This is a genomic window from Paenibacillus sp. MABNR03, assembly GCF_050455445.1.
GTDB lineage: Bacteria > Bacillota > Bacilli > Paenibacillales > Paenibacillaceae > Paenibacillus > Paenibacillus xylanilyticus.
In genome coordinates this window covers 141,542-161,475 of record NZ_JBCIYR010000003.1, presented here as the reverse complement: position 1 = coordinate 161,475, position 19,934 = coordinate 141,542, and the positions used below count along the sequence as shown (strand labels likewise).

Here is a 19,934-nt window from a genome sequence, read left to right as displayed (position 1 = left end):
AATTAAATAAAATTACGGATTAGGATAGGTTTCTTGTAGAAACTTAACCGATTGGTTTATCAATGCTTTTAAAGCATCCACATTAATGTCTGCGACTTTATTAATATACACGCATGCCTTTCCCGTCGTATGTTTCCCCAGATCCTCTAATAGTGATTCTCGTTCTGTATCCCCCGTTGCAAAATATAAACTGATTTTTGCTTTTCGGGGTGAGAAACCCACCAACGGTGCATCGCCTTCGTGACCAGATTCATATTTATAATGATATGCACCAAATCCAATAATGCTCGGTCCCCACATCTTGGCTTCATAGCCTGTCGTTTCAGCAAAAATATCCAACAACTTATATGCATCCTCGCGTTTTTGGGGACTCTCGACGTTTTCAATAAACTCAATGACGCTATTGTCGGTTTCTTTTGTTTTTTGCTTGTACATTTTTATTCACTCCTTTTGAACCTGATTGTCATACTGTCTTTGCCCGACTTCTCGCCAATTTCGATTTAGTTCATCTATTGATTTTTGCAATGAATCCATTCTTTTCAACCCAGCGTACTGATTACTAATTATGCCTGCAAACCCAATAACAATGACTATAATGAGATAGAGCATATTGAATCCCTCCAAAATGTAACATCAATAACGGACTGTTAATGAATGCAGCATATAATCAATTCGTTAAGTCTTCTATTTTCATTGAAAAACTTGCCCAATCACTACTATACCCCAAATCCATTCCCCATCCAGCTGACCTTAGATCATCTCTTAATCGGATTAGCTCGTTAATATCGTTGTTCTCTAATTTGGTATTTGGAAACCCTGTATATGTGGGAAAGTTAGCAAAATGCCTATACAGTGTCCACAAGTCATTTTCTTGTGATTTCGTAATCATTCCAACATTAATACCTGTAACCATCAATTGGTTAATGCCTTCTCTAACATCCTCAATCTTTTCAAGAACTACATTTTCGTCATTCCACTTATTATTGTTCTGGTAATCCATTGCACTCTCTAATTGAACTAAATCATTCTGAAGTCCAAAGGATAAATTTGAATAGACATCTTTCAGATGGCTTTCTTTCAAAAGTACATACGTGATCAAGATGATATTGAATAATACAGAAATAACAATAATGATGTTTTTGGTCTTCATTTAGTCTCCTCTCAAGTAAAAAACTTCGCCACCTTGAGTCACGAAGTTCTCTTTCGGATCATTCTGATTTGGCCCCTGTGATTAATCTCATCTTCGAAAACATGAAACCACATAAAATAATAGTTTGCCGGTTTGTTATACCAGAATTCTTCTTCCGTGTTCAACCAGTCGTCATTCACTGTCTGAAAGAACTGAAGTGATTTCATTCTTACCTGTTCCATTTTCGCAAAATAAAATGTGATATCATTACCTTTGATCTTTTCCTGACCTTCCTTGCCTAAGTTTAACGCCGGGCCCCACTCCGATAAATCTTCTTCGTTCAGCTCCCGATTCTCAAAAGTCGCCACCTGGTAGGCATATTCGACTGCTGCAAAGTGAAGCAATAATGCCCCGATAGAGTTACTTTCGGAGTCCAGCAAAAAATCCAATTGATCTATGGATAGATTTTTGACTTCCTCAATGGTTGTGAATCTGGCATAGTTCATCATCGAGATGAGCCGGCTAATCTGAGGAGAATAACTCGGAATATCACTTATTAGATATATGTTCTCCATGTTCATGATCTATTCCCCTCCGCTTCAATATGTACTACCTGGTCCATTATAAAGTTCACAGCATCTTCGAGATGCTCTGCAACATAATCCGGTTCTGTTATGGTCCACTTATCCCTGTATTTATCTAACGCTTCATTACCTGCTCCTGTTCGCACCAATATCTTCTTGCAGCCGGCGTAATGTGCAGCTAACATGTCTGACCATCGATCTCCGATGACCACACATTTGCTCAGATCGAATTGATTCTCTTTTGCTGCTCTCAGCAACATTTCCGGTTTGGGCTTCCTGCATTCACACTCTTCATTGTGTTGATGAGGACAGATATACACCCCGTCAAATCCAAAGGCCATCATCTCTTTTTCAAAGGCTTCCATAGTTGCTTCTCCTCTGGAGATACCCGGTTGGTTTGTAAATCCATAGATCGGAGTTTCGTGATTTTTAAGTTTCTCCAATGAAGCTAACGTAAATGAGAACAACTTAAATTCACCTGGGTAAATGACTTCATCTGAACCGCCTATCGTTCCATCACGATCAATAAAAACGGCTTGAAATATATTGGACGGCATGGCTAACCTCCCTATGTAATTTGTGTTAGACTGTGGTTTCTATGGTTCCTGTAGTTCCTATCCTGACTTCATTCAATATCCAAAAAAGCCTAAAATGATTTTTACCTTCTTCTCATTTTTGTTCATGAGTTTAATTCCCTCTTTTGAATCTATGATCATTACCTTTTTTCCAATCCATGCTCTAACGTACACTGATCTAAGACTGAATGGTTTTGTAAATCCTTTTACTTCACTTTCCGTCCCGTCTTCATGTTCAAACTCCGTTCTGATGAACCAGCGGTTTCCATATCCAATCTCTCTGAACTTTTTCAAAGCATTCTCCTTTTTCTACAACCTCTTCATTTCTAAAATTCGATATAAAAGGGCTGCATCTCCGGTCTTAAACAGTATTCAATTCGTTGTTTAAAATTCTTCCAGGTGACTAAGCTTAAAGCTTCTTCCACTGGGAAATATCTGGTGTCTAGACTTTCGTTTGATACGGTTAATTGTCCTCCGATGGGCTTTGCCAGAAATAACGTGTTTACAATGGAGTCCTCCACATTCTGAAATACGCCGCAAAACCGGGTAATCTCGATATCAATACCTGACTCTTCCTTGGTTTCCCTAATGGCTGCACGTTGTAAAGATTCTCCGACTTCCACCTGTCCGCCTGGCATTTCCCAGCCTCTTCTGGGACCTTTAATAAGTAATATCTCATTCTGATCATTGATCACAATTGCAGCTGCCGAAACAATATGTTTAGGTGGGGTCATCTTCTCCAGACCTTTCGTTTAATTTGATTCCGCAGGGATAATCATTTGTTGTACTTCTTGTACTCCTGGGATAAACCCGAGGTTGTAGTAGACGGATTCTGCATCGTTGCCTTCCATGACGTACAACCGTAAGATTGGATATTTCCCCTTAAGGATCGTCAAGGCTCTCTGCAGCATGCGTGTAGCAATCCCTCTTCCCCTGTGCGATGGGATGACACCAATACTATATACTGCTGCCTCAGTATCCTGTAAACAAAGCCGGCAATTGGCGACAAGCTTCCCGGTATTTTTGTCATACACAAGTGTAGACGCTTCCGTGAGTATCTCATTGGTTAGACCGGGATCTTCAGAAGGTATGAACTGTTCAAACGAAGACTGATTTCTTCTTAACGCTTCAAAACCTCCCACAAAGCTTGCAAAGTCGCAATGAGCGATTTCATCTTCATTCGTATATCGCTTGGTACCTGTTTCATCTTCGGCAATTTGAGGACTCTTGATGATCAGATCGGGGTCCCAAGTCACGTCAAAATGTTCAGTGGGACGCTGCATCCATCGGCATCTGAACTCTACCGGCCAAAATCCGGCTTTTGCAAATAAATGAACCTGGTCCGGAAGAATTTCAAAGGCTTTAATGTGCTGGGTTCGATCAGACCAGCTGACGAGTATCTTTTTAAGAAGCTTCATTACCTCAAATAAATGATTAAATGGTGGAATGAAAAACAAATGATATATCCTATTGGGTGCCATCCTTACCCCACCAATTTTCGATTCTCCTTGGCAGATCCAATAAGCATTATTTCGCTTAGCATTGAAACGTTCTTCTCTAAAAAATCCAACAAAGCGCATGTTGTAATAGACTGAGCAATATACTCCCCACTCTTCCGGGTCAGCTTTACGAATCGAATATTCGCTGGATAAATCATACGTTTCTATGTTTTCAGACCAATCGGCTACCTGCACACGTCATTCCTCCTTAATCATCCCATGGTTTTAAAATCTTGTATCCTTCTTCCGTCCTCAACTCGATCTGTAAAGTTTCCCTGCGTATAATCATGTATAACCTTATTCCAAAATTGCTGAGCGGGCTCGTTGCTTTCGAGCTGATAAACTTCCCAGTGCCCCTTATGCGTATCAAAAATTTGTTTAGCTACCGCCTTACCTATGCCTGCTTTTCTGTATTTCTTCATAATAAAAAACTCGGCAATGGAGAAGTAATTTCGCTCTTCTGATTCTATGGATCTGACTAACACAAAACCTATATATTTATCATCTTGTTTAATGACATATGGAAATCGATGATCCACTTCGTTCCAATAGTCATCCAAGTAAGGATATGCCCCGAATAGTCCGTCATCCTCCACATCACATTGGACAAATTCCGAGAAATCATAAATATAAAACTGCATCAGATTTTTTATGACTTCCTTATATGCCTTGGAAGCTTGAATTAATTCGTAATTCATTTCGGTGTTACCCCTTTATTTCAGCTGTGAGTTGAGTCTCTTAAAGCTTTCAATCTGTTTCTTATGATGTTTATCATGCGAGATGAATGCCCTTACATACTTTTTAATACTAAATTTTTTCTTGTCTCCATCCTTGTACTCACGTGTATATTCTTCTTCTTGCAGTCCGGTAATGTCATGAATAATGTTCATTCGCTTTTCTACAAATTCTTCGAGAATGGCATTCTTTGATTTTGTCTTTGAGTAATCCATCGCATTTGCATTAAATTCATCAAAATTCAGATGCCTTACGGTTAACGGTTCATCATGTTTGATTTTATAGATCGCTTCCTCATAGAAATATTGATCCCACAACATTATATGTGCGATAACGTCTTTCAAAGTCCATTTGCCTTCAGCTATTGGCGTATTCCAAACCTGCTCAGATAGATTGTCTAACTCCATCACGTAAGAAGTAAATGATTTAAATTCTTCAATCATTTCATCCGTAGTTTTAGCCATGATCATATCACTCCCCAAAAATGATTTTGTTCACCTTACTTTAAGCTCGAATTCCTCGGTTTGGCCGTTCCATTCTATGCGGAAACTCACCCTAGAATCTGCTTGGGGGATTGCCCCGTTACCTGTTATATACCAACAAAATATACGTCCTCTGCATTCTTGTTAACAGAAATAATTCCATTTTATTTTTCCACGCCACCAAAATTATAGTTACATTTTTCAAGCTGGCTCACTCCATATACATTATTGCTCAACTATCATGCCAAAAGTATCCTGAATGACTTTTTCATAGTTTTCCCATTCAAAATAAAAAGGGCCGATGTTTAATGGTTGATTCTTATGCTCCAGCTTAAAGTCCTTCCATATGACAACATCTTCTTCCCTGTCCACTTTCACAGAGATATACCCGCACTCTTCATCTCCACACCAAGGGCATACAAGAATGGGATATCTATAATACAGATTCTCGTGAGGTTCTTTTAACAGAAAGTATTGAATCATTTGTTTTTGATTTTCATTGCTTCCCCAACCCAAGGATGGTACCAAGTCGTGGTTCTTAAGCATCTGATACAGTGATCTTCCATCAATAATGAGATCCGCGAATGTTGTGTTTTTATTTCCATCCTGATCTGGATCTAAATCATCGTATCGACTGGAAGGTTTGGTTTCTAGAACATTTATGGTGGTCATTTAGATTCTCCTTGTTGATTATCCTGCTGATAACTTATTATTAATAACGCTTATCCAAGCGTAATGGTTATTTATTTCCAATGATTTATAGTTTTTTCTTCAAAAAGTACTGAACAATTCCTTCCGGATACTCATCTAGTATTCCAAAAACTTCATACCCCATCTTCTGATAGAATTCTGGAGCTTGATAAGAAAACGTACTGGTGTGTGCAAGTTTGCAGCCCATATCGGAGGCTATGCTTTCGGCTTGCAGAATGAGAGTCTTCCCGTTCCCGTGATTTCTATATTCCTCGTCGATCCAAAAGTTATCAATATATAACGTATCGCAGTATGTCGCACAGAAGATCCCACCGATGGCTTTGCCCGTCTTATTCCGCAAAAATAGATTAATGCTCTTTCCAGGTTTCTTTAACAGCCCTTTCGTTTCTCTCAAATTGTAGTTGTATAAATGGTTACAAATTGCTTTGTAGTCTTCATCATGGTCTTCATATACAACTTCCAGTTCAACATCTTGATTGGATTGGTTCATCTCACCATAACCTCATTTCGTTCTATTCGACTTGCTTGCTCACTTATACGTATCTTTCATTTACAGATACTTCTTGAATGCTTTGCTTGACTCTCCATCGTATCCTAATTTCTTATAAAAATGATGTGCCTCGATTCTGGTAGCTCCACTGGTTAGAAACACTTTCACACAATTTTTCTGTATACATAAATCTTCGATATACTTCATCAGTTCTGAACCATATCCCTTGCTCTGCACATGCTCTGTAACAATGACACGTTCGACCACTCCAAACGGTCTATTCTCCACCAAGGCATCCAGACAAATATGTACGTGCGCTGTACCAATAACCTTTTGATTCATTTCATAGACGAGCAAGAAACTGTTGGGATTATTTTGGATCTCCTCAATACGTTCTCCCAACACTTTTGTATCCAAATTGTTCGGCAGTAGTTCTCTATACAACGATTCAATAGCCTCAGCATCTCTTGATTCTGCCTGTCTGATCATGACGGTCACACTCCTTATCTCCTACTTGGAAAACTAAATCCATCATAACCCAAATGATGGTAAATGCGAATAAAATATTCCTCTCTGCTTAGACCTGCACTTTCTTTTAACAGCACAAAAAAACCACGGTTTCCCGTGGCTTCAAGCTACCTCTCGTCTCTTCCTATACTGTCCCACTTACCAATTGCCCCTTGTACCATACTGCCTGCCGGGCAGATCTTCTGGCAACAGCTTCCGCTGAACAACTCGCCTGTACCAGTACAAAGCTCGCCGTATCGCCTGCCTTAGGCCAAACCTGATTCCCCTCCGAATCCAGCGGTGTAACTCCACCTGTGATGAATCCAAGAGACTGGGATAAGGAGAGTTCATCATTGTATCCGTACAATTCTGCAAAACGCCCCGCTTTCTCCAGTTGATCCCCACTGCCAAAAGGTGACCAATGATCCGTCAGGCTGTCTGTTGCCAGCTTCACGTTTACCCCCATGCGATGCAGCATCGGGAGGGGCATGATCATTTTGCCGATGGGCACAGTTGAAGCAATGCTCATGCCGAGTGAGGCCATGCGCTGCGCCAGATCTTGAGCCTCCTGCGGATCTGCTTGAGCGAACCAGAATGCATGACTCACCGTGACCTTCCCCTGAAGTCCTGCCTCTTCCGTCAGGTCAGCGAGTTGCTGGAGCGTTTGCTTACCCGGCTCGTTGCGATCATGCAGATGGATATCGATTCCCGCCTGATGCTGAACAGCCAGATCTACCATGACATGCAGCGATTTCTCGATCTGCTCGTCCACCGTATGAGGATCAAGTCCCCCTACAATCGTAGCACCTTCTTCCATCGCTTGATGCATCAGCTCCACGGAGTTGGAACGAAGCAGCCCATGCTGTGGAAATGCCACAATTTCAGAGGAAATTTTACCCGAAAAGGATTCCAGTGCCTGCCTCGTGGCCTCAAGTCGTTTCAACCCGCTGACGGGTTCAATGTTGCAATGGCTGCGCACATGGGTTGATCCATAGCCCTGAATCAGGCTCAGAATACTCTCTGCTTGACGCTTCGCATCAGGCAGCAGCTTGGGCAGCAGCACCTTTTCTTCTTCAATGCGCTCAAAAATGCTGGATATGCGTCTCACGGCCTTCCATGGACCATCATAATACGTTTTATCCAGATGAATGTGTGCTTCTTCAAACGAAGGCAGCAGCAACAACCCTCTGGCATCATATTGAGGCAGGTTAGTCTGTAGCTCAGTTCCATCATCCTTGATTTCGGCAATGATTCCGTCCTCCACACGGAGATGAGTATTTTTCGTCTGTGTTCCCGTTACCTGTCCCTCTTCCGCAATAAATCCTCGCTCCAACGCTACGTTGGTCAACCAATACGCCTGCTTCAACATGACATCCCTCTTTCCACTAGGTCTACCGTGCATGATATAATCATCTGTGCTTTATGGTACCATAAGGGTGAACCGGGCAAAAATATGTAAAACGTTGGTGTTCCATACGATGATCGTTTGGATGACAATAGAGGAAAGGTGTGTCTTCGAACATGACGAAATGGCTCCATATCCTTGTAAGTGCAATGGCAATCACACTATTCATGATGCTGTACTATACGGTAACGGGTACGTCTCTTTCGGAAGTGAATTGGGGTTCGTACACGGTCATCCTGCTGCTCATTCTTGTTATTCCGCAGACGATGGAAACGATCAGGAGAGAACGCAAAAACAGGCACGAGTAAGTGCCTGCACAATGAACATAACCTATTCATCTCTTTAAAAGTTAAACCTCGCATGCCCACCATCGGTCACGCCTTCAATCCGTTCGATATCCAGCAATCTGCGCTTCAACTCCAGGCCTCCACGGAACCCGGTCAGCTTGCGGTTGGCACCGATGATGCGATGACATGGCAGCAGAAGCGGAATGGGATTGGCGCCATTAGCCGCTCCAACAGCACGCACAGCTGAAGGTCTTCCCACCGCAGTCGCAATGTCGCCGTAGGTGCGAGTTTCCCCGTAAGGAACGCGCCCCAGCTCTCTCCAGACTTGCTGCTGGAAGGTTGTTCCGATCAGATCGAGTGGAATCTCGTCCGTATACGCAATCTGGTCTCCGGCGAAGTAGGATTGCAGCCAATCCATCATGCCTGTTCGCTTCAATGCAGCCTCATTCTCTTCCAGCTCCACCCCTGGCGCGATTCGGGCCATCCAGCTGCTCCAGCCTTCCATTGTTTCATTCGGCATGACAATACGGCAGATGCCCAGTTCCGTTGCGATCAACACCCACGGGCGGCCGTCCAGCTCCATGGTAGCCCACATGATCCTTTTTCGCATACGTCTATCCTCCTCCCCCATAATATCTCATTTCGTTTCTATCTCAATACGAACAGCTCTCTTTGTTTTCCGTTTCATGCCGCGAATCATCTGCTTGGTCTCCGGATCGACACGATAGGATTCCGTTATTTTCTGAAGAGCTTTATTATACGTAAAATCATCCAGGGTATTGTCCTTGAGATAACGCATGGTCACTTCCGGCTGCTTCACATAGGCCATTGAAATTGCCCAGGCTACTGCCATTTTCACATAATAGGCTTCGTGTTTGATCTGATCCAATGAGGCCAGAACCCGATCGATATACGTCTCATCGAGATAAAAGTTCAATAACATCACCACACCAAAACGTATCTCATATTCCTGATCGGATTTCAGATACGGCTGCAGGAAATTCCACACGGATTCCACATGAATTTTCGTATATTTCAACCCGGCGCAGAAGCTGTCACAGATCGACCAGTTATCAATCTTGGGGACAAATGCGGCGATATGCTTCAGCCACTCATCCAGCTCAGTCTGAACATGACCAATAACCATCGCTTGCAGCATCACTTCCTCAAAATATTCATCGTCTGCCGTTTCCAGATATGCACGCCAATCCCCCGCAGCGATCTGTTTCGCCATCTTCCGTATGGCAGGCAATCGAACACCCATCAGATTTGTAATATTGGGAATCAATGCAGCCGAGAATTTCTGGTACTCCGGTTCGGCCAGACTGAGCAGTTGTGTCCTGATATCTGTTTCCACTAGCGCAAGTCCTCCTCATCAGTTTTCTGTACAACCAGTATATCTCCGCAGCGCCCATTTGTAAGCCCAGTTCGAATGGTTGAGCAAGATTTCAATATATGCATGTACTTCCTTCGCCCATCCAATTCATTGTTTACCTCGCTAACATTGCGTTTATAAATACGGAGCCCTGCCTCTAGAAAGGAGTCTTGACATGAACAAAAACGGACCTCAAACCCCTAAAGACGTCTCCATCGAAGAAATAACCGAACTGCTGGTTCAATATGTGCAAGCCCAAGATCTGCCTGAGTTTTATAGAACGGTAAAAGAGTTACATCCCTACGATCTTACTCTCGTATATAAAAAGTTTCCTGAACAGGAAACGAAGCGTTTTCTGCTCCTGTTTAAGCCCGATGTTCTCGCGAATATGGCTGAGTCACTCAAGCTTCACGAGCAGATTAGGCTGTTCGAACAGCTTGGCCCGGAACGTACGCTTGAGGTCATGCAGCAAATGAACAAGAGTGATCTCATTCGGTTTATGCATGATTTGCCTGCCAAACGCAGGGAGCAGCTGCTATCCAACATGCATCTCGACCATTCTGCAATTATCCGTTCGGTACTGAATTACCCGCCTGAGACGGCTGGCCGGATCATGACCGACCGTTACCGCACCCTCCTGGCCCATGAGACAGCAAAGGAGGCTATCCGGGAATCACAGGGTACTCCGCCTATTCCGTTAACCCGCTATCTGTATGTTACCGATGAAGAAGGCAAACTCGTTGGTGTCGTAAGTCACCAATCCCTGCTGCAGGCCAACGACAGTACCAGGGTTGAAGAACTGATGACCAGGCGTGTGATTTACGCAACAGTAGACATGGATCAGGAAGAAGCCGCACAGCTTTTGCAGCGCTATGAATTTATCGCATTACCCGTCGTGGATGAGAATTACAGACTATGTGGTGTGATCCAGATGGATGATGTCATCGATATCATCATGCATGAAGCAAGTGAAGACCTTGCGAAAATGGGTGGCGGTGGCAAGGATATCGATTTTGATACCAAACCGCTCGTTGCGGTCAGACGCAGGCTTCCCTGGCTCATTTTATTATTGCTGATTGGACTGATTTCAGGAAGTATTGTGGATTTTTTTGAAGATACACTTAACCAGGTTGTCGCACTCGCATTCTTTATGCCCATGATCGCCGGCATGACCGGTAACACGGGAACACAGTCGCTGGCTGTCGTGGTACGGGGTCTTATTGGACGCAAGCTTGATAAATCAACCGTACTGGCGTTAATTGGCCGGGAGATCAAGGTAGGTACAATGATTGGACTCGTATGTGGAGTGATGATTACGGTTATCGCTTATTTCTGGCAGGGAGACTGGCTGCTCGGCGCGATTATCGGTGTGTCCCTCTTCTTCACCCTGGTCATTGGCACGCTGACAGGTACCTGTATCCCGCTGTTGCTGAGTCGCTTCAAGGTTGATCCCGCCGTCGCTTCCGGACCCTTGATCACGACCCTGAACGATATCTTGTCCCTCTTCATCTACTTCGGCATCGCAACCCGTTTCCTGGATGCATTGATGTGAATATCTCACGCCGTACACACAGAAAAACAGACCAGCTATGAAGGATAGCGGTCTGTTTTTGCATTTCCTGTACAAGATTATGTTCTTCTACAGCATTATGCTGATCTTTTGTTTTTATTGTAGATATCAAAGGCTACCGCAAGCAAAAGCACCAAACCTTTGATTCCCTGCTGCCAGTCAATACCCAGACCAATGAGGGACATCCCGTTATTCAGTACCCCCATGACCAGACCACCGATGATTGCACCAAACACAGTTCCAATCCCCCCGGAAGCTGAAGCACCACCGATAAAGCAGGCCGCAATGGCATCCAGTTCAAAGTTGGTACCCGCTCTTGGAGTAGCTGCATTCAGACGAGCGGCGAAGATGAGACCGGAAACGGCGGCAAGCACGCCCATGTTTACAAATACCCAAAACGTCACTTTTTTGGTTTTAACACCGGACAGTCCTGCGGCCTTTTCATTCCCTCCGAGCGCATATACGTGACGTCCCATAACTGTACGATTCATGACGAAGGAGTAAACGATGATTAATACAAACAGCAGAATCAAAATATTTGGAATTCCGGCGTAACTTGCCAACACGAAGGTAAACAGGTTCGTAACGGCAGCCACTACAATCAGCTTGAGCAGGAAAAGTCCCTGTGGTGCAACCTGAAACCCGTATTTCCGCTGAGAGCGACGTTCCCGCAGTTCATTCACGATATACCAGACCGTAAGTGAAACACCTACTAGGATCGAGATCAGACCAAAACCCGAGAATTGGATATCAGGCAGGAAGCCGGAGCTAATCTTTTGGAATCCTCCCGGAAAAGGAGAGATGGATTGCCCCTCCAGCACGATCATCGTTAATCCGCGGAACAGCAGCATGCCCGCCAGTGTTACGATAAAAGCAGGAATCCGCACATATGCGATCCAGAAGCCCTGCCAGGCTCCGATTAACGCCCCGACCAGCAAAGAGGCAATGACAGCCAGCCAGGCCGGAAGCTCCCAATCGACCATCATGATCGCCGCCACCGCACCGACAAAGGCTGCAACGGATCCCACCGACAGATCGATATGTCCGGTAATAATGACAAGTACCATCCCGATGGCCAGTACAAGGATATAGCTGTTCTGCAGGATCAGATTCGTAATATTAATTGGTTTTAGCAGTAACCCGCCAGTCAGCACCTCGAACAAAATCATAATCACGACCAGCGCGATGATCATGCCGTATTGACGTATATTGTTTTTGAACAGTTTAGTTAGCATTTCCATGCTTCTCGCCTCCAGACTTCGTCATATATCTCATCAACGTTTCCTGTGTTGCATCCTCGCGGCTGACTTCTCCCGTGATTCGTCCGGCATTTATGACATAAATCCGGTCACACAGTCCCAGAACCTCTGGAAGCTCGGATGAAATGACCAGCACGCCCTTGCCCTCAGCAGCAAGCCGATGAATAATTGTATAAATTTCGAATTTGGCGCCTACATCAATTCCACGGGTCGGTTCATCCAGAATGAGAATATCCGGTCCGGCAAAAATCCATTTGCTCAGTACCACTTTTTGCTGATTTCCTCCGCTCAGGTTGCCGGTTTTCTGCAAAATGCTCGGTGCCTTGATGTTCATGCTTTTTTTCATCTCTTCGGCAACCAGCACTTCTTCTCGTTCGTTCACAACTGCACCTTTGGCCAGCTTGCCTAGACCCGTCAGTGAGATATTGCGTTTGATATCATCCATAAGAATAAGGCCGTATTCCTTCCGATCCTCCGTTACATAAGCGAAACCATTTTGAATGGCCTCCGTTACGCTGTTGTTCTGAATCGGTTTGCCATCCTTGATCAACTGGCCTGATATGCTGCGTCCATAGGATTTGCCGAATATGCTCATGGCCAGTTCCGTTCGTCCCGCACCCATCAGTCCGGCAATGCCCACAATCTCTCCGCGCCGGATGTTCATGTTGATCTGATCCAGCATCTTGCGATCGGCATGATGTTCGTGATAGACGGTCCAGTCCTTCACTTCCAATACGACTTCTCCGATATTCGCATGGCGTTCCGGATAGCGGCTTGTCAGATCACGGCCTACCATCCCGCTGATAATCCGATCTTCGGTGACATGATCCTTTCTCATGTCCAGTGTCTCAATCGTCTTGCCATCCCGCAAAATCGTAACGGAGTCCGACACCTTGGATACCTCATTCAGCTTGTGGGAAATCAGAATACACGCAATGCCCTGTTTTTTGAATTCCAGCATTAATTGAAGCAGGTTTTCACTGTCATCCTCATTAAGCGCCGCCGTTGGCTCGTCCAGAATGAGCAGACGGACCTTCTTGGAGAGCGCTTTCGCAATTTCAACCAGCTGCTGCTTGCCCACACCGATGTTGGATACAAGCGTATTCGGATTTTCGCTTAATCCCACCTTGGAGAGCAATTCACGTGTACCAACCAACGTCTCTCTCCAATCAATGATGCCTTTGCTCGCACGTTCATTGCCCAAATAGATATTCTCCGCGATGGAAAGGTAGGGGATCAGTGCCAGCTCCTGGTGGATAATGACGATTCCCAGATCCTCGCTCTGCTTAATGCTTTTGAACTCACATGTTTTGCCTTGAAATAAAATATCCCCTTCGTACGATCCATGTGGATATACACCGCTAAGCACTTTCATCAGCGTGGATTTTCCTGCACCGTTTTCACCGCACAGCGAATGAATTTCCCCTTCTCGCACTTTGAGATTGACATTTTCCAGCGCTTTGACGCCAGGAAAGGTTTTGGTGATACCTTTCATCTCCAATATGATGTCGGACATGGGATGTGCTCCTTTCCATTGTTATTTCAGTCCAATTTCTTCTTTGGTGTAATACTTGGTGCCCACAATATCCTTCTCCACATTTGTCCGGTCCACTGAAATTGGATCCAGCAAGTAGGCTGGTATGATCTTAATTCCGTTGTTATATGACTTTTCGTCATTCACTTCCGCTTGTTTCCCTTGTAAAATGCTATTGGCCATCTCTACCGTCTGCTCCGCCAGCTTGCGGGTATCCTTAAATACCGTCTGCGTCTGCTCCCCGGCGACAATGGATTTGATCGAGGCCAGCTCCGCGTCCTGACCGGTAATGACGGGCAGAGGTTTGTTCTCTGATCCGTAACCGACGCCTTTTAGTGATGAGATGATACCAATGCTGATTCCGTCATACGGGGACAACACCGCGTCCAGGTTCTCTCCTGAATAATAGGCACTGAGCAGGTTATCCATCCGCGACTGGGCCAACGCGCCATCCCAGCGCAAGGTCGCAATCTGTGCCATCGTTGTTTGTTTGCTTCGTACCACAAGCTTGCCTGAATCGATGTACGGCTGCAGTACAGACATCGCACCATCGAAGAAGAAATAGGCGTTATTGTCATCAGGTGAGCCGCCAAACAGCTCGATGTTGTAAGGCCCTTTTCCTTCTTTGAGGCCAAGCTTCTGCTCAATATAGGAAGCCTGGAGAACACCCACCTTAAAGTTATCGAACGTTGCGTAGTACGTTAAGTAGGGTGTATTGCGAATCAGGCGATCGTACGAAATGACCTGGATGCCCTCATCATGGGCCTTCTTGATCACATCCGTCAGCGTATTGCCGTCCACGGACGCAATCACCATCACATCGACTCCCTTGGTGATCATGTTTTCAATCTGTGAAATCTGATTTTCGACCACGTCCTCAGCGTATTGCAGATCCGTTTTATACCCTTGTTCCTGAAATAAACGGACCATGTTCTCTCCGTCGCCAACCCAGCGCTCGGAGGATTTGGTTGGCATGGAGATGCCAACATATCCTTTTTCCTTGCTGCCTGCCCCACTCTCAGCCAAATTGCAAGCCGATAGCATCAAGGCCATCACCAGAAGCCAAATAAATACTGCTCCTTTTTTCATATCAAGTTCCCCTTTCCTCAAATCATGCGGATCTGATTGAATCATAAGATAACGCTTACAACGTATGGTGTGAATCAAACTGCTGTTGTTTCTGCATGACCCCATCGTAGCATTGTGACATGAGAGTGGTCTTTGCTGCTTTTGAACTTTTTTTATAAAATTTTAACTTTTGTACAGCTGGCAGAAGCTCTCTATCTTTGGATACCGTTATTGAACTGGACAAAAAAAGAGCTGCTCCACTTCACAGAAGTAGAACAACTCCGTTGTCTTGATCAACGTCTGTTAACACTATAACCGGCTCACTGAGACATTACGCCCTGTGCCCCCGTCCTTTCGATACTGCGCAGGCGAAATTCCCATCGTTTTTTTGAACGCCGTGCTGAAATAATGCTGGGTATCGTAACCCACCCGTTCTGCAATGCTATGGATGGGCAGTGCGGTGGAATCCAGCAGCTGTACCGCTTTGCGGATACGGGTATGCGTGACCAGAGTTACGAAAGAATCGTTCAGCTCTTTCTTGAGCACCCGGCTGAGATATACTGCAGAAACTTGCAAACGGGAAGCTAGCGATTCCAGGGTCAGGTCCCGATCCGCGTACCCCTCTTGAATAAGCTGCCGGGCTCTTCGCACCAGCGGTGACAGCCGGGCTTCGCCATAAACGAGTTCACGGCATAGCCGGTACGTATTCGGTGCTCCCTCCAACTCACCGGCATATTGCTCCACATGAGCATGAACGGCGATATTCAGACAGGAACTGATTTGCTGTTCAATGGTACAATCCAGCTCTTCCGGGGCCGTCTGCCACAGGCACATGCCAATTAACCCATTCGGGTCCCGGAACAGAACATGCGGCAGGTCTCCAAGCAATTCACTGATAATATTCTCCACAGCAAAAAGAAACAACTGGCGATCGTTCTCCCTCATAACGGTCTGTCGCACTTCAGCTGCAGGCCAGCGGACGATCCCAATCTGCACAGGCGGCTCGGGTGGCAGACGCAGGAACGCCAGCTGCTCTGTCAGATCTTTCCCTTCAGCCAGCCCTTCCAGCCACTCCAGGCAAAAACGCTGACGCAGCAGCGGAATATTGCGTTCGATCTGATCGGCAGCCTGCTTGACGTAAGCAGTCCGCTTACGCTCTTCGTCCATCCGCTGATGCAGACGCTCGAGTGCAGCATGGAGTCGACCCGCTTCTACCGGCTTTAATATATAGTCCTCCACGCCAAGCCGCACGGCCTCCTGGGCATAAGCAAATTCATCGTGTCCGGAAATGATCAGACAGCGGCAGCCCGGGCACTCGTCCTGAAGGCGGCGGATCAGATCGATCCCGTTCAGGAATGGCATGTTCATGTCTACCAGGATGATATCGACACCCAGCCGGACAGCCAATTCCAACGCCTCTTCACCGTCCTCTGCTTCACCGACAACCTTCATGCCCAGCCCATCCCAGTCAATGGCATCCCGTATGCCTTCGCGAATAATCGGTTCATCATCTGCAATCAGCACTTGGTAGCGCTCGGCCGTTTGCAATGTCTGGGCTGCCGCCACCGATGCTGCCGCATCCTCCGGATTAGTCCAGGCTCCTGATATAGCCGCTCTCTTCATTGACTCTCCGCCTTCCTTCATTATCGAATGGTAACGTTTGTGGAAGTTCCTTCATCAAAGGCTGAATGATGGTCACACAAGTACCTTCGCCTTCTTTACTATCCAGCCTAATCCCGTATTCTTCACCAAAAGAAAGCTGTAGGCGGGCCTGAACATTCAGCATGCCGTAGCTTTTGCCCCCCTGACCGGCTTCCTGTGTTTCCATGCTTTCCAAAGGTGCATGAAGAAGATCAATCATCTCTCGCAGCCGCTCACTGGACATCCCAGCCCCATTATCCTGTACCGTCAGAGACAGCTTCCCATCTGCTATTTTCGCTTCGATCCGAATGGTACCGGGCCCCCGTCTTGCTTTGATCCCGTGATAAATGGCATTTTCCACGATGGGCTGCAGCAGCAGCTTAAGCACGAACAGCTCCCTCAGTTCCTCGGGAATGATCAATTCACATTGAAGACGGTCCCGATACCGGGTCTGTTGGATTTGCAGATAACTGGATATATGTTCAATCTCCGAATGCAAAGGGATATAATCATTCCCTTTACTGAGCCCGATACGAAACAGTCTGGAGAGAGCACCAACCATCTCGGATACATCATCCACGCCTTTCTTGCGCGCCATCCAATGAATCGTATCAAGAGTGTTATATAGAAAATGAGGTTTGATATGCTCCTGCAGACTTCGCATTTCAGCCTCCCGTTTCTGACGCTCCCGCAGTTCGTTAAGGGACATGAGCTGCCGGATCTGTGCCAGCATTCGGTTGAAACTTCTGCCCAGCATGCCGATTTCATCAGCCCGGTCGCTCCAGCGGCCGGATCTGAGGTTCCCCGTCTCTGCTCTGCGCATATAGGACATCAGCCGGAAAATGGGCTGAGCGATGGAACGGGAAAATCGCAGGGAGGCGCTTAGGCCGAAGAGACATACCACAAAGACGAAGCTGACAACGTAAAACTGAATCTGACGGACCTCTGCGATCGTTTCTCGTGCAGGGAATACCCCTACGGTTCTCCATCCCGTAAACGCTGAAGACTGATACATGAATAACAATTCCTTCCCCTGCACTTCTCCGTTAAAAGTTCCGCTATCCCCGGATTGGAACCACGCCCAGGGAATCTGCTCAACGAGTGGGTTATCCGGCATATAGACACTTCGTCCTTCTGCATCGGTCACCATGACATATCCGGATTTCCCCAGAGTTACATCCCTAGCGGCCTGAGAGACGGTACGCAGCTTAAGATCAATCATAATGACACCGAGTACGCGTCCCGATGTTTCATCCGTGATGGAACGTGCCACGGACACAATTTCACTGTCCTTATAACGTACATGCGTCGTAATGTTCCGCTGGCTGGGCTGTCCTAGAACGGTAAAAATGCCAGCCTTCCCGGCAGCACTTTTATACCATTCCTCCTGGATTAGGCTTTGATTGGTTCTCGGATACATTTCATTGCTGATGTATTTTCCGTTTCCGTTAACGAGAACAATACCTGCAATTTCCGGATACAATGTCGTGAATCCCTGCAAATATTGCTTGATCCCATAGAGTTGATCCTGAGCTCTGACCTGGTTCAGATCGTTATCCGGTTCAACTATGCCCGTATGACCATCGCTATCCGTTTTCCCTTCCATAAAAGCACGGATATCCGGATCGAACCCGATCAGATAGGTCATGTTTTGCAAATTCTCCATCTTGCTGTCGAGTGCTTCATTGACTTTGCCGATCAACTGCATCGTATGTCCCTCAACCTGTCTTTCAACAATCCGTTCCACCGTCCAGTTGACCAGCAGCCCGAGTCCCACCGAAGGAACAATGGCAAAAAACAAAAAGAGCAGCATCAGCTGATATCGCAGTGGCATATTGCGCAAGCGCAAACGCTGCAGTCCACCCTTCATGCCGAAACGGATTCTTTTCAAGCTCAGGGACATCCTTGACCGATTATTTTTATTTGGCATAGTAATCATCTACATTCGAGCGTGTCACGACAGATATTCCGGTGTCCACCTTAACCGGCAGCGGTGCATTCTCATCGGAAGAGGACGGAGCAGGTACAGTCAATTGGTGATGCAAATGGAACAAATACTGAAGGGACCAATACCCCATATTCCACGTTCCCTGTGCAATCGTTGCAGAGATCGTACCGCTCTTGATCATATCGAGCGTATCCTTATTTGTATCAAAGGATATAATCTGGAACGGCTCACCTGCTTTTGCATTCTGCACGGCTTCACCGACACCAGCTGCTCCCGTCGCTTCGGTTACAAAAATACCGCCGAGCTTCGGATAAGCCTTCATCAACCTCATCGCTTCGTCTCTTGATCTCATGACATCTCCGTGTCCATCTGCGACTTCAACAACTTTCATGGAAGGGTACTGCTGTTTAATCGTATCGCGGAATCCCTGAGTTCGTTCCTCATGATTCTGCTGGCCCGGCATGGTCAGAACGGCGACTTCTCCCTCCCGGCCCATGAGCTCGGCCATTTTGTCCGCAGCAGTCACCCCTGCCTGATAATTGTCCGTACCGAGAAAAGAATATGCCCTACTGCCCGGCGCATCGGCATCAAACAAGACCACCGGGATATCCGCATCCAGTGCTTTGTTAATGACGGGAATAAGCGATTGCGGGTCGATGGCGGAAATGGCGATACCGGCCGGCTTCCGTGCAATCGCCTGCTCAATGATCGTCGTCTGTTCCTTCGGGTCATACCGGGTAGCTCCCCGGTACTCGACGGTGACCCCAAGCGTATCCCCGGCATCCTCGAAGCCTTTGAGTACGCTTTTCCAATATTCCAGCCCGGACTGGAATGTGATCATGATGTATGTTTCACCGATATCTCCGCGGAGTCCCCTGTCTTCCCATGAGCCATTTGCCTCGCTGGAGTATTCGTACCTGAGCACATACAGAGCAAAAGCCGAGATTAGCAAAATATAGACCAGCAACGTTTTTTTCATATCGGTTTCACTTCCTTGAGAAATCTGTCCACTTTCTTTTCGAATAAATTGTAAACGCAATCACGCAAAAAAGAAACCGCTTTCCGACCCAATTACGGTTTCCTCTCCTTTTGTACAAAGATCATCCGCTGCAATAATGTACTATCAGTCCATTCA

23 protein-coding genes are annotated in these 19,934 nt (G+C 46.1%); 2 read left to right on the top strand and 21 right to left on the bottom strand.

Going from position 1 to position 19,934, the window contains the following annotated elements; translation table 11 throughout:
• Window positions 1–12: 12 nt before the first annotated feature.
• From AAIH57_RS15940 to AAIH57_RS15880, 13 genes are all read right to left on the bottom strand, one after another.
• On the bottom strand, window positions 13–435 hold the full coding sequence (locus AAIH57_RS15940) for a DUF1801 domain-containing protein (RefSeq protein ID WP_430022328.1): 423 nt from the start codon (window positions 433–435) through the stop codon (window positions 13–15).
• Between the two features lie 232 nt (window positions 436–667).
• Window positions 668–1,150, bottom strand: a complete 483-nt coding sequence (locus AAIH57_RS15935; protein WP_430022326.1) for a hypothetical protein — start codon at window positions 1,148–1,150, stop codon at window positions 668–670.
• Window positions 1,151–1,188: 38 nt separating this feature from the next.
• Entirely contained in the window at window positions 1,189–1,710 is a 522-nt protein-coding gene (locus tag AAIH57_RS15930; RefSeq protein ID WP_430022324.1) for a DinB family protein, read from the bottom strand.
• Window positions 1,707–2,270 carry an HAD-IIIA family hydrolase gene (locus tag AAIH57_RS15925; RefSeq protein WP_430022322.1) on the bottom strand — a complete coding sequence of 188 codons (564 nt, stop codon included), beginning with the start codon at window positions 2,268–2,270 and terminating at the stop codon, window positions 1,707–1,709. Before AAIH57_RS15925 ends, AAIH57_RS15930 begins: the two co-directional genes overlap by 4 nt.
• A 72-nt stretch (window positions 2,271–2,342) precedes the next feature.
• Entirely contained in the window at window positions 2,343–2,582 is a 240-nt protein-coding gene (locus AAIH57_RS15920; protein WP_175397270.1) for a DUF3977 family protein, read from the bottom strand.
• Between the two features lie 32 nt (window positions 2,583–2,614).
• Entirely contained in the window at window positions 2,615–3,022 is a 408-nt protein-coding gene (locus AAIH57_RS15915) for an NUDIX hydrolase (RefSeq protein ID WP_175397269.1), read from the bottom strand.
• Between the two features lie 18 nt (window positions 3,023–3,040).
• Window positions 3,041–3,982, bottom strand: coding sequence for a GNAT family N-acetyltransferase (locus AAIH57_RS15910; RefSeq protein WP_175397268.1), 942 nt, complete (start codon window positions 3,980–3,982; stop codon window positions 3,041–3,043).
• 17 nt (window positions 3,983–3,999) lie between these two features.
• Window positions 4,000–4,485 carry a GNAT family N-acetyltransferase gene (locus AAIH57_RS15905; protein ID WP_430022320.1) on the bottom strand — a complete coding sequence of 162 codons (486 nt, stop codon included), beginning with the start codon at window positions 4,483–4,485 and terminating at the stop codon, window positions 4,000–4,002.
• A gap of 15 nt (window positions 4,486–4,500) precedes the next feature.
• On the bottom strand, window positions 4,501–4,986 hold the full coding sequence (locus AAIH57_RS15900; RefSeq protein ID WP_430022318.1) for a DinB family protein: 486 nt from the start codon (window positions 4,984–4,986) through the stop codon (window positions 4,501–4,503).
• Between the two features lie 243 nt (window positions 4,987–5,229).
• A complete protein-coding gene (locus tag AAIH57_RS15895) occupies window positions 5,230–5,676 on the bottom strand; it encodes an oxidoreductase (RefSeq protein WP_430022316.1) in 447 nt (148 codons plus the stop codon).
• Window positions 5,677–5,761: 85 nt separating this feature from the next.
• A complete protein-coding gene (locus tag AAIH57_RS15890; protein WP_430022314.1) occupies window positions 5,762–6,205 on the bottom strand; it encodes a GNAT family N-acetyltransferase in 444 nt (147 codons plus the stop codon).
• 60 nt (window positions 6,206–6,265) lie between these two features.
• Window positions 6,266–6,694, bottom strand: a complete 429-nt coding sequence (locus AAIH57_RS15885) for a GNAT family N-acetyltransferase (RefSeq protein WP_430022312.1) — start codon at window positions 6,692–6,694, stop codon at window positions 6,266–6,268.
• A 163-nt stretch (window positions 6,695–6,857) separates the two neighbouring features.
• Window positions 6,858–8,081, bottom strand: a complete 1,224-nt coding sequence (locus AAIH57_RS15880) for an amidohydrolase (RefSeq protein WP_430022310.1) — start codon at window positions 8,079–8,081, stop codon at window positions 6,858–6,860.
• Window positions 8,082–8,233: 152 nt separating this feature from the next.
• On the opposite strand from AAIH57_RS15880, the gene AAIH57_RS15875 reads away from it, so the two are divergent.
• On the top strand, window positions 8,234–8,425 hold the full coding sequence (locus AAIH57_RS15875; protein ID WP_430022308.1) for a hypothetical protein: 192 nt from the start codon (window positions 8,234–8,236) through the stop codon (window positions 8,423–8,425).
• 34 nt (window positions 8,426–8,459) lie between these two features.
• Here the strand turns inward: AAIH57_RS15875 and AAIH57_RS15870 are convergent, their stop codons facing one another.
• Window positions 8,460–9,014: a methylated-DNA--[protein]-cysteine S-methyltransferase gene (locus AAIH57_RS15870; RefSeq protein ID WP_430022306.1), complete on the bottom strand. Its 555-nt coding sequence runs from the start codon at window positions 9,012–9,014 to the stop codon at window positions 8,460–8,462.
• Between the two features lie 27 nt (window positions 9,015–9,041).
• A complete protein-coding gene (locus AAIH57_RS15865; RefSeq protein WP_430022304.1) occupies window positions 9,042–9,761 on the bottom strand; it encodes a DNA alkylation repair protein in 720 nt (239 codons plus the stop codon).
• 193 nt (window positions 9,762–9,954) lie between these two features.
• On the opposite strand from AAIH57_RS15865, the gene mgtE reads away from it, so the two are divergent.
• Window positions 9,955–11,331, top strand: coding sequence for a magnesium transporter (gene mgtE / locus AAIH57_RS15860; protein ID WP_430022302.1), 1,377 nt, complete (start codon window positions 9,955–9,957; stop codon window positions 11,329–11,331).
• A gap of 95 nt (window positions 11,332–11,426) precedes the next feature.
• Here the strand turns inward: mgtE and mmsB are convergent, their stop codons facing one another.
• The 6 genes from mmsB to AAIH57_RS15830 form a co-directional block, all read right to left on the bottom strand.
• Entirely contained in the window at window positions 11,427–12,590 is a 1,164-nt protein-coding gene (gene mmsB, locus AAIH57_RS15855) for a multiple monosaccharide ABC transporter permease (protein ID WP_430022300.1), read from the bottom strand.
• Entirely contained in the window at window positions 12,574–14,124 is a 1,551-nt protein-coding gene (mmsA, locus tag AAIH57_RS15850; RefSeq protein WP_430022298.1) for a multiple monosaccharide ABC transporter ATP-binding protein, read from the bottom strand. The genes mmsB and mmsA overlap by 17 nt, the downstream gene beginning before the upstream one ends.
• Before the next feature lie 21 nt (window positions 14,125–14,145).
• Complete coding sequence (chvE, locus tag AAIH57_RS15845; RefSeq protein WP_430022296.1) at window positions 14,146–15,231, bottom strand: multiple monosaccharide ABC transporter substrate-binding protein; 1,086 nt, start codon at window positions 15,229–15,231, stop codon at window positions 14,146–14,148.
• Between the two features lie 288 nt (window positions 15,232–15,519).
• Complete coding sequence (locus tag AAIH57_RS15840; protein WP_430022295.1) at window positions 15,520–16,833, bottom strand: response regulator transcription factor; 1,314 nt, start codon at window positions 16,831–16,833, stop codon at window positions 15,520–15,522.
• Window positions 16,799–18,754: a cache domain-containing sensor histidine kinase gene (locus tag AAIH57_RS15835; protein WP_430022706.1), complete on the bottom strand. Its 1,956-nt coding sequence runs from the start codon at window positions 18,752–18,754 to the stop codon at window positions 16,799–16,801. The genes AAIH57_RS15840 and AAIH57_RS15835 overlap by 35 nt, the downstream gene beginning before the upstream one ends.
• Before the next feature lie 16 nt (window positions 18,755–18,770).
• Complete coding sequence (locus AAIH57_RS15830) at window positions 18,771–19,778, bottom strand: substrate-binding domain-containing protein (RefSeq protein WP_175397254.1); 1,008 nt, start codon at window positions 19,776–19,778, stop codon at window positions 18,771–18,773.
• Window positions 19,779–19,934 lie beyond the last annotated feature (156 nt).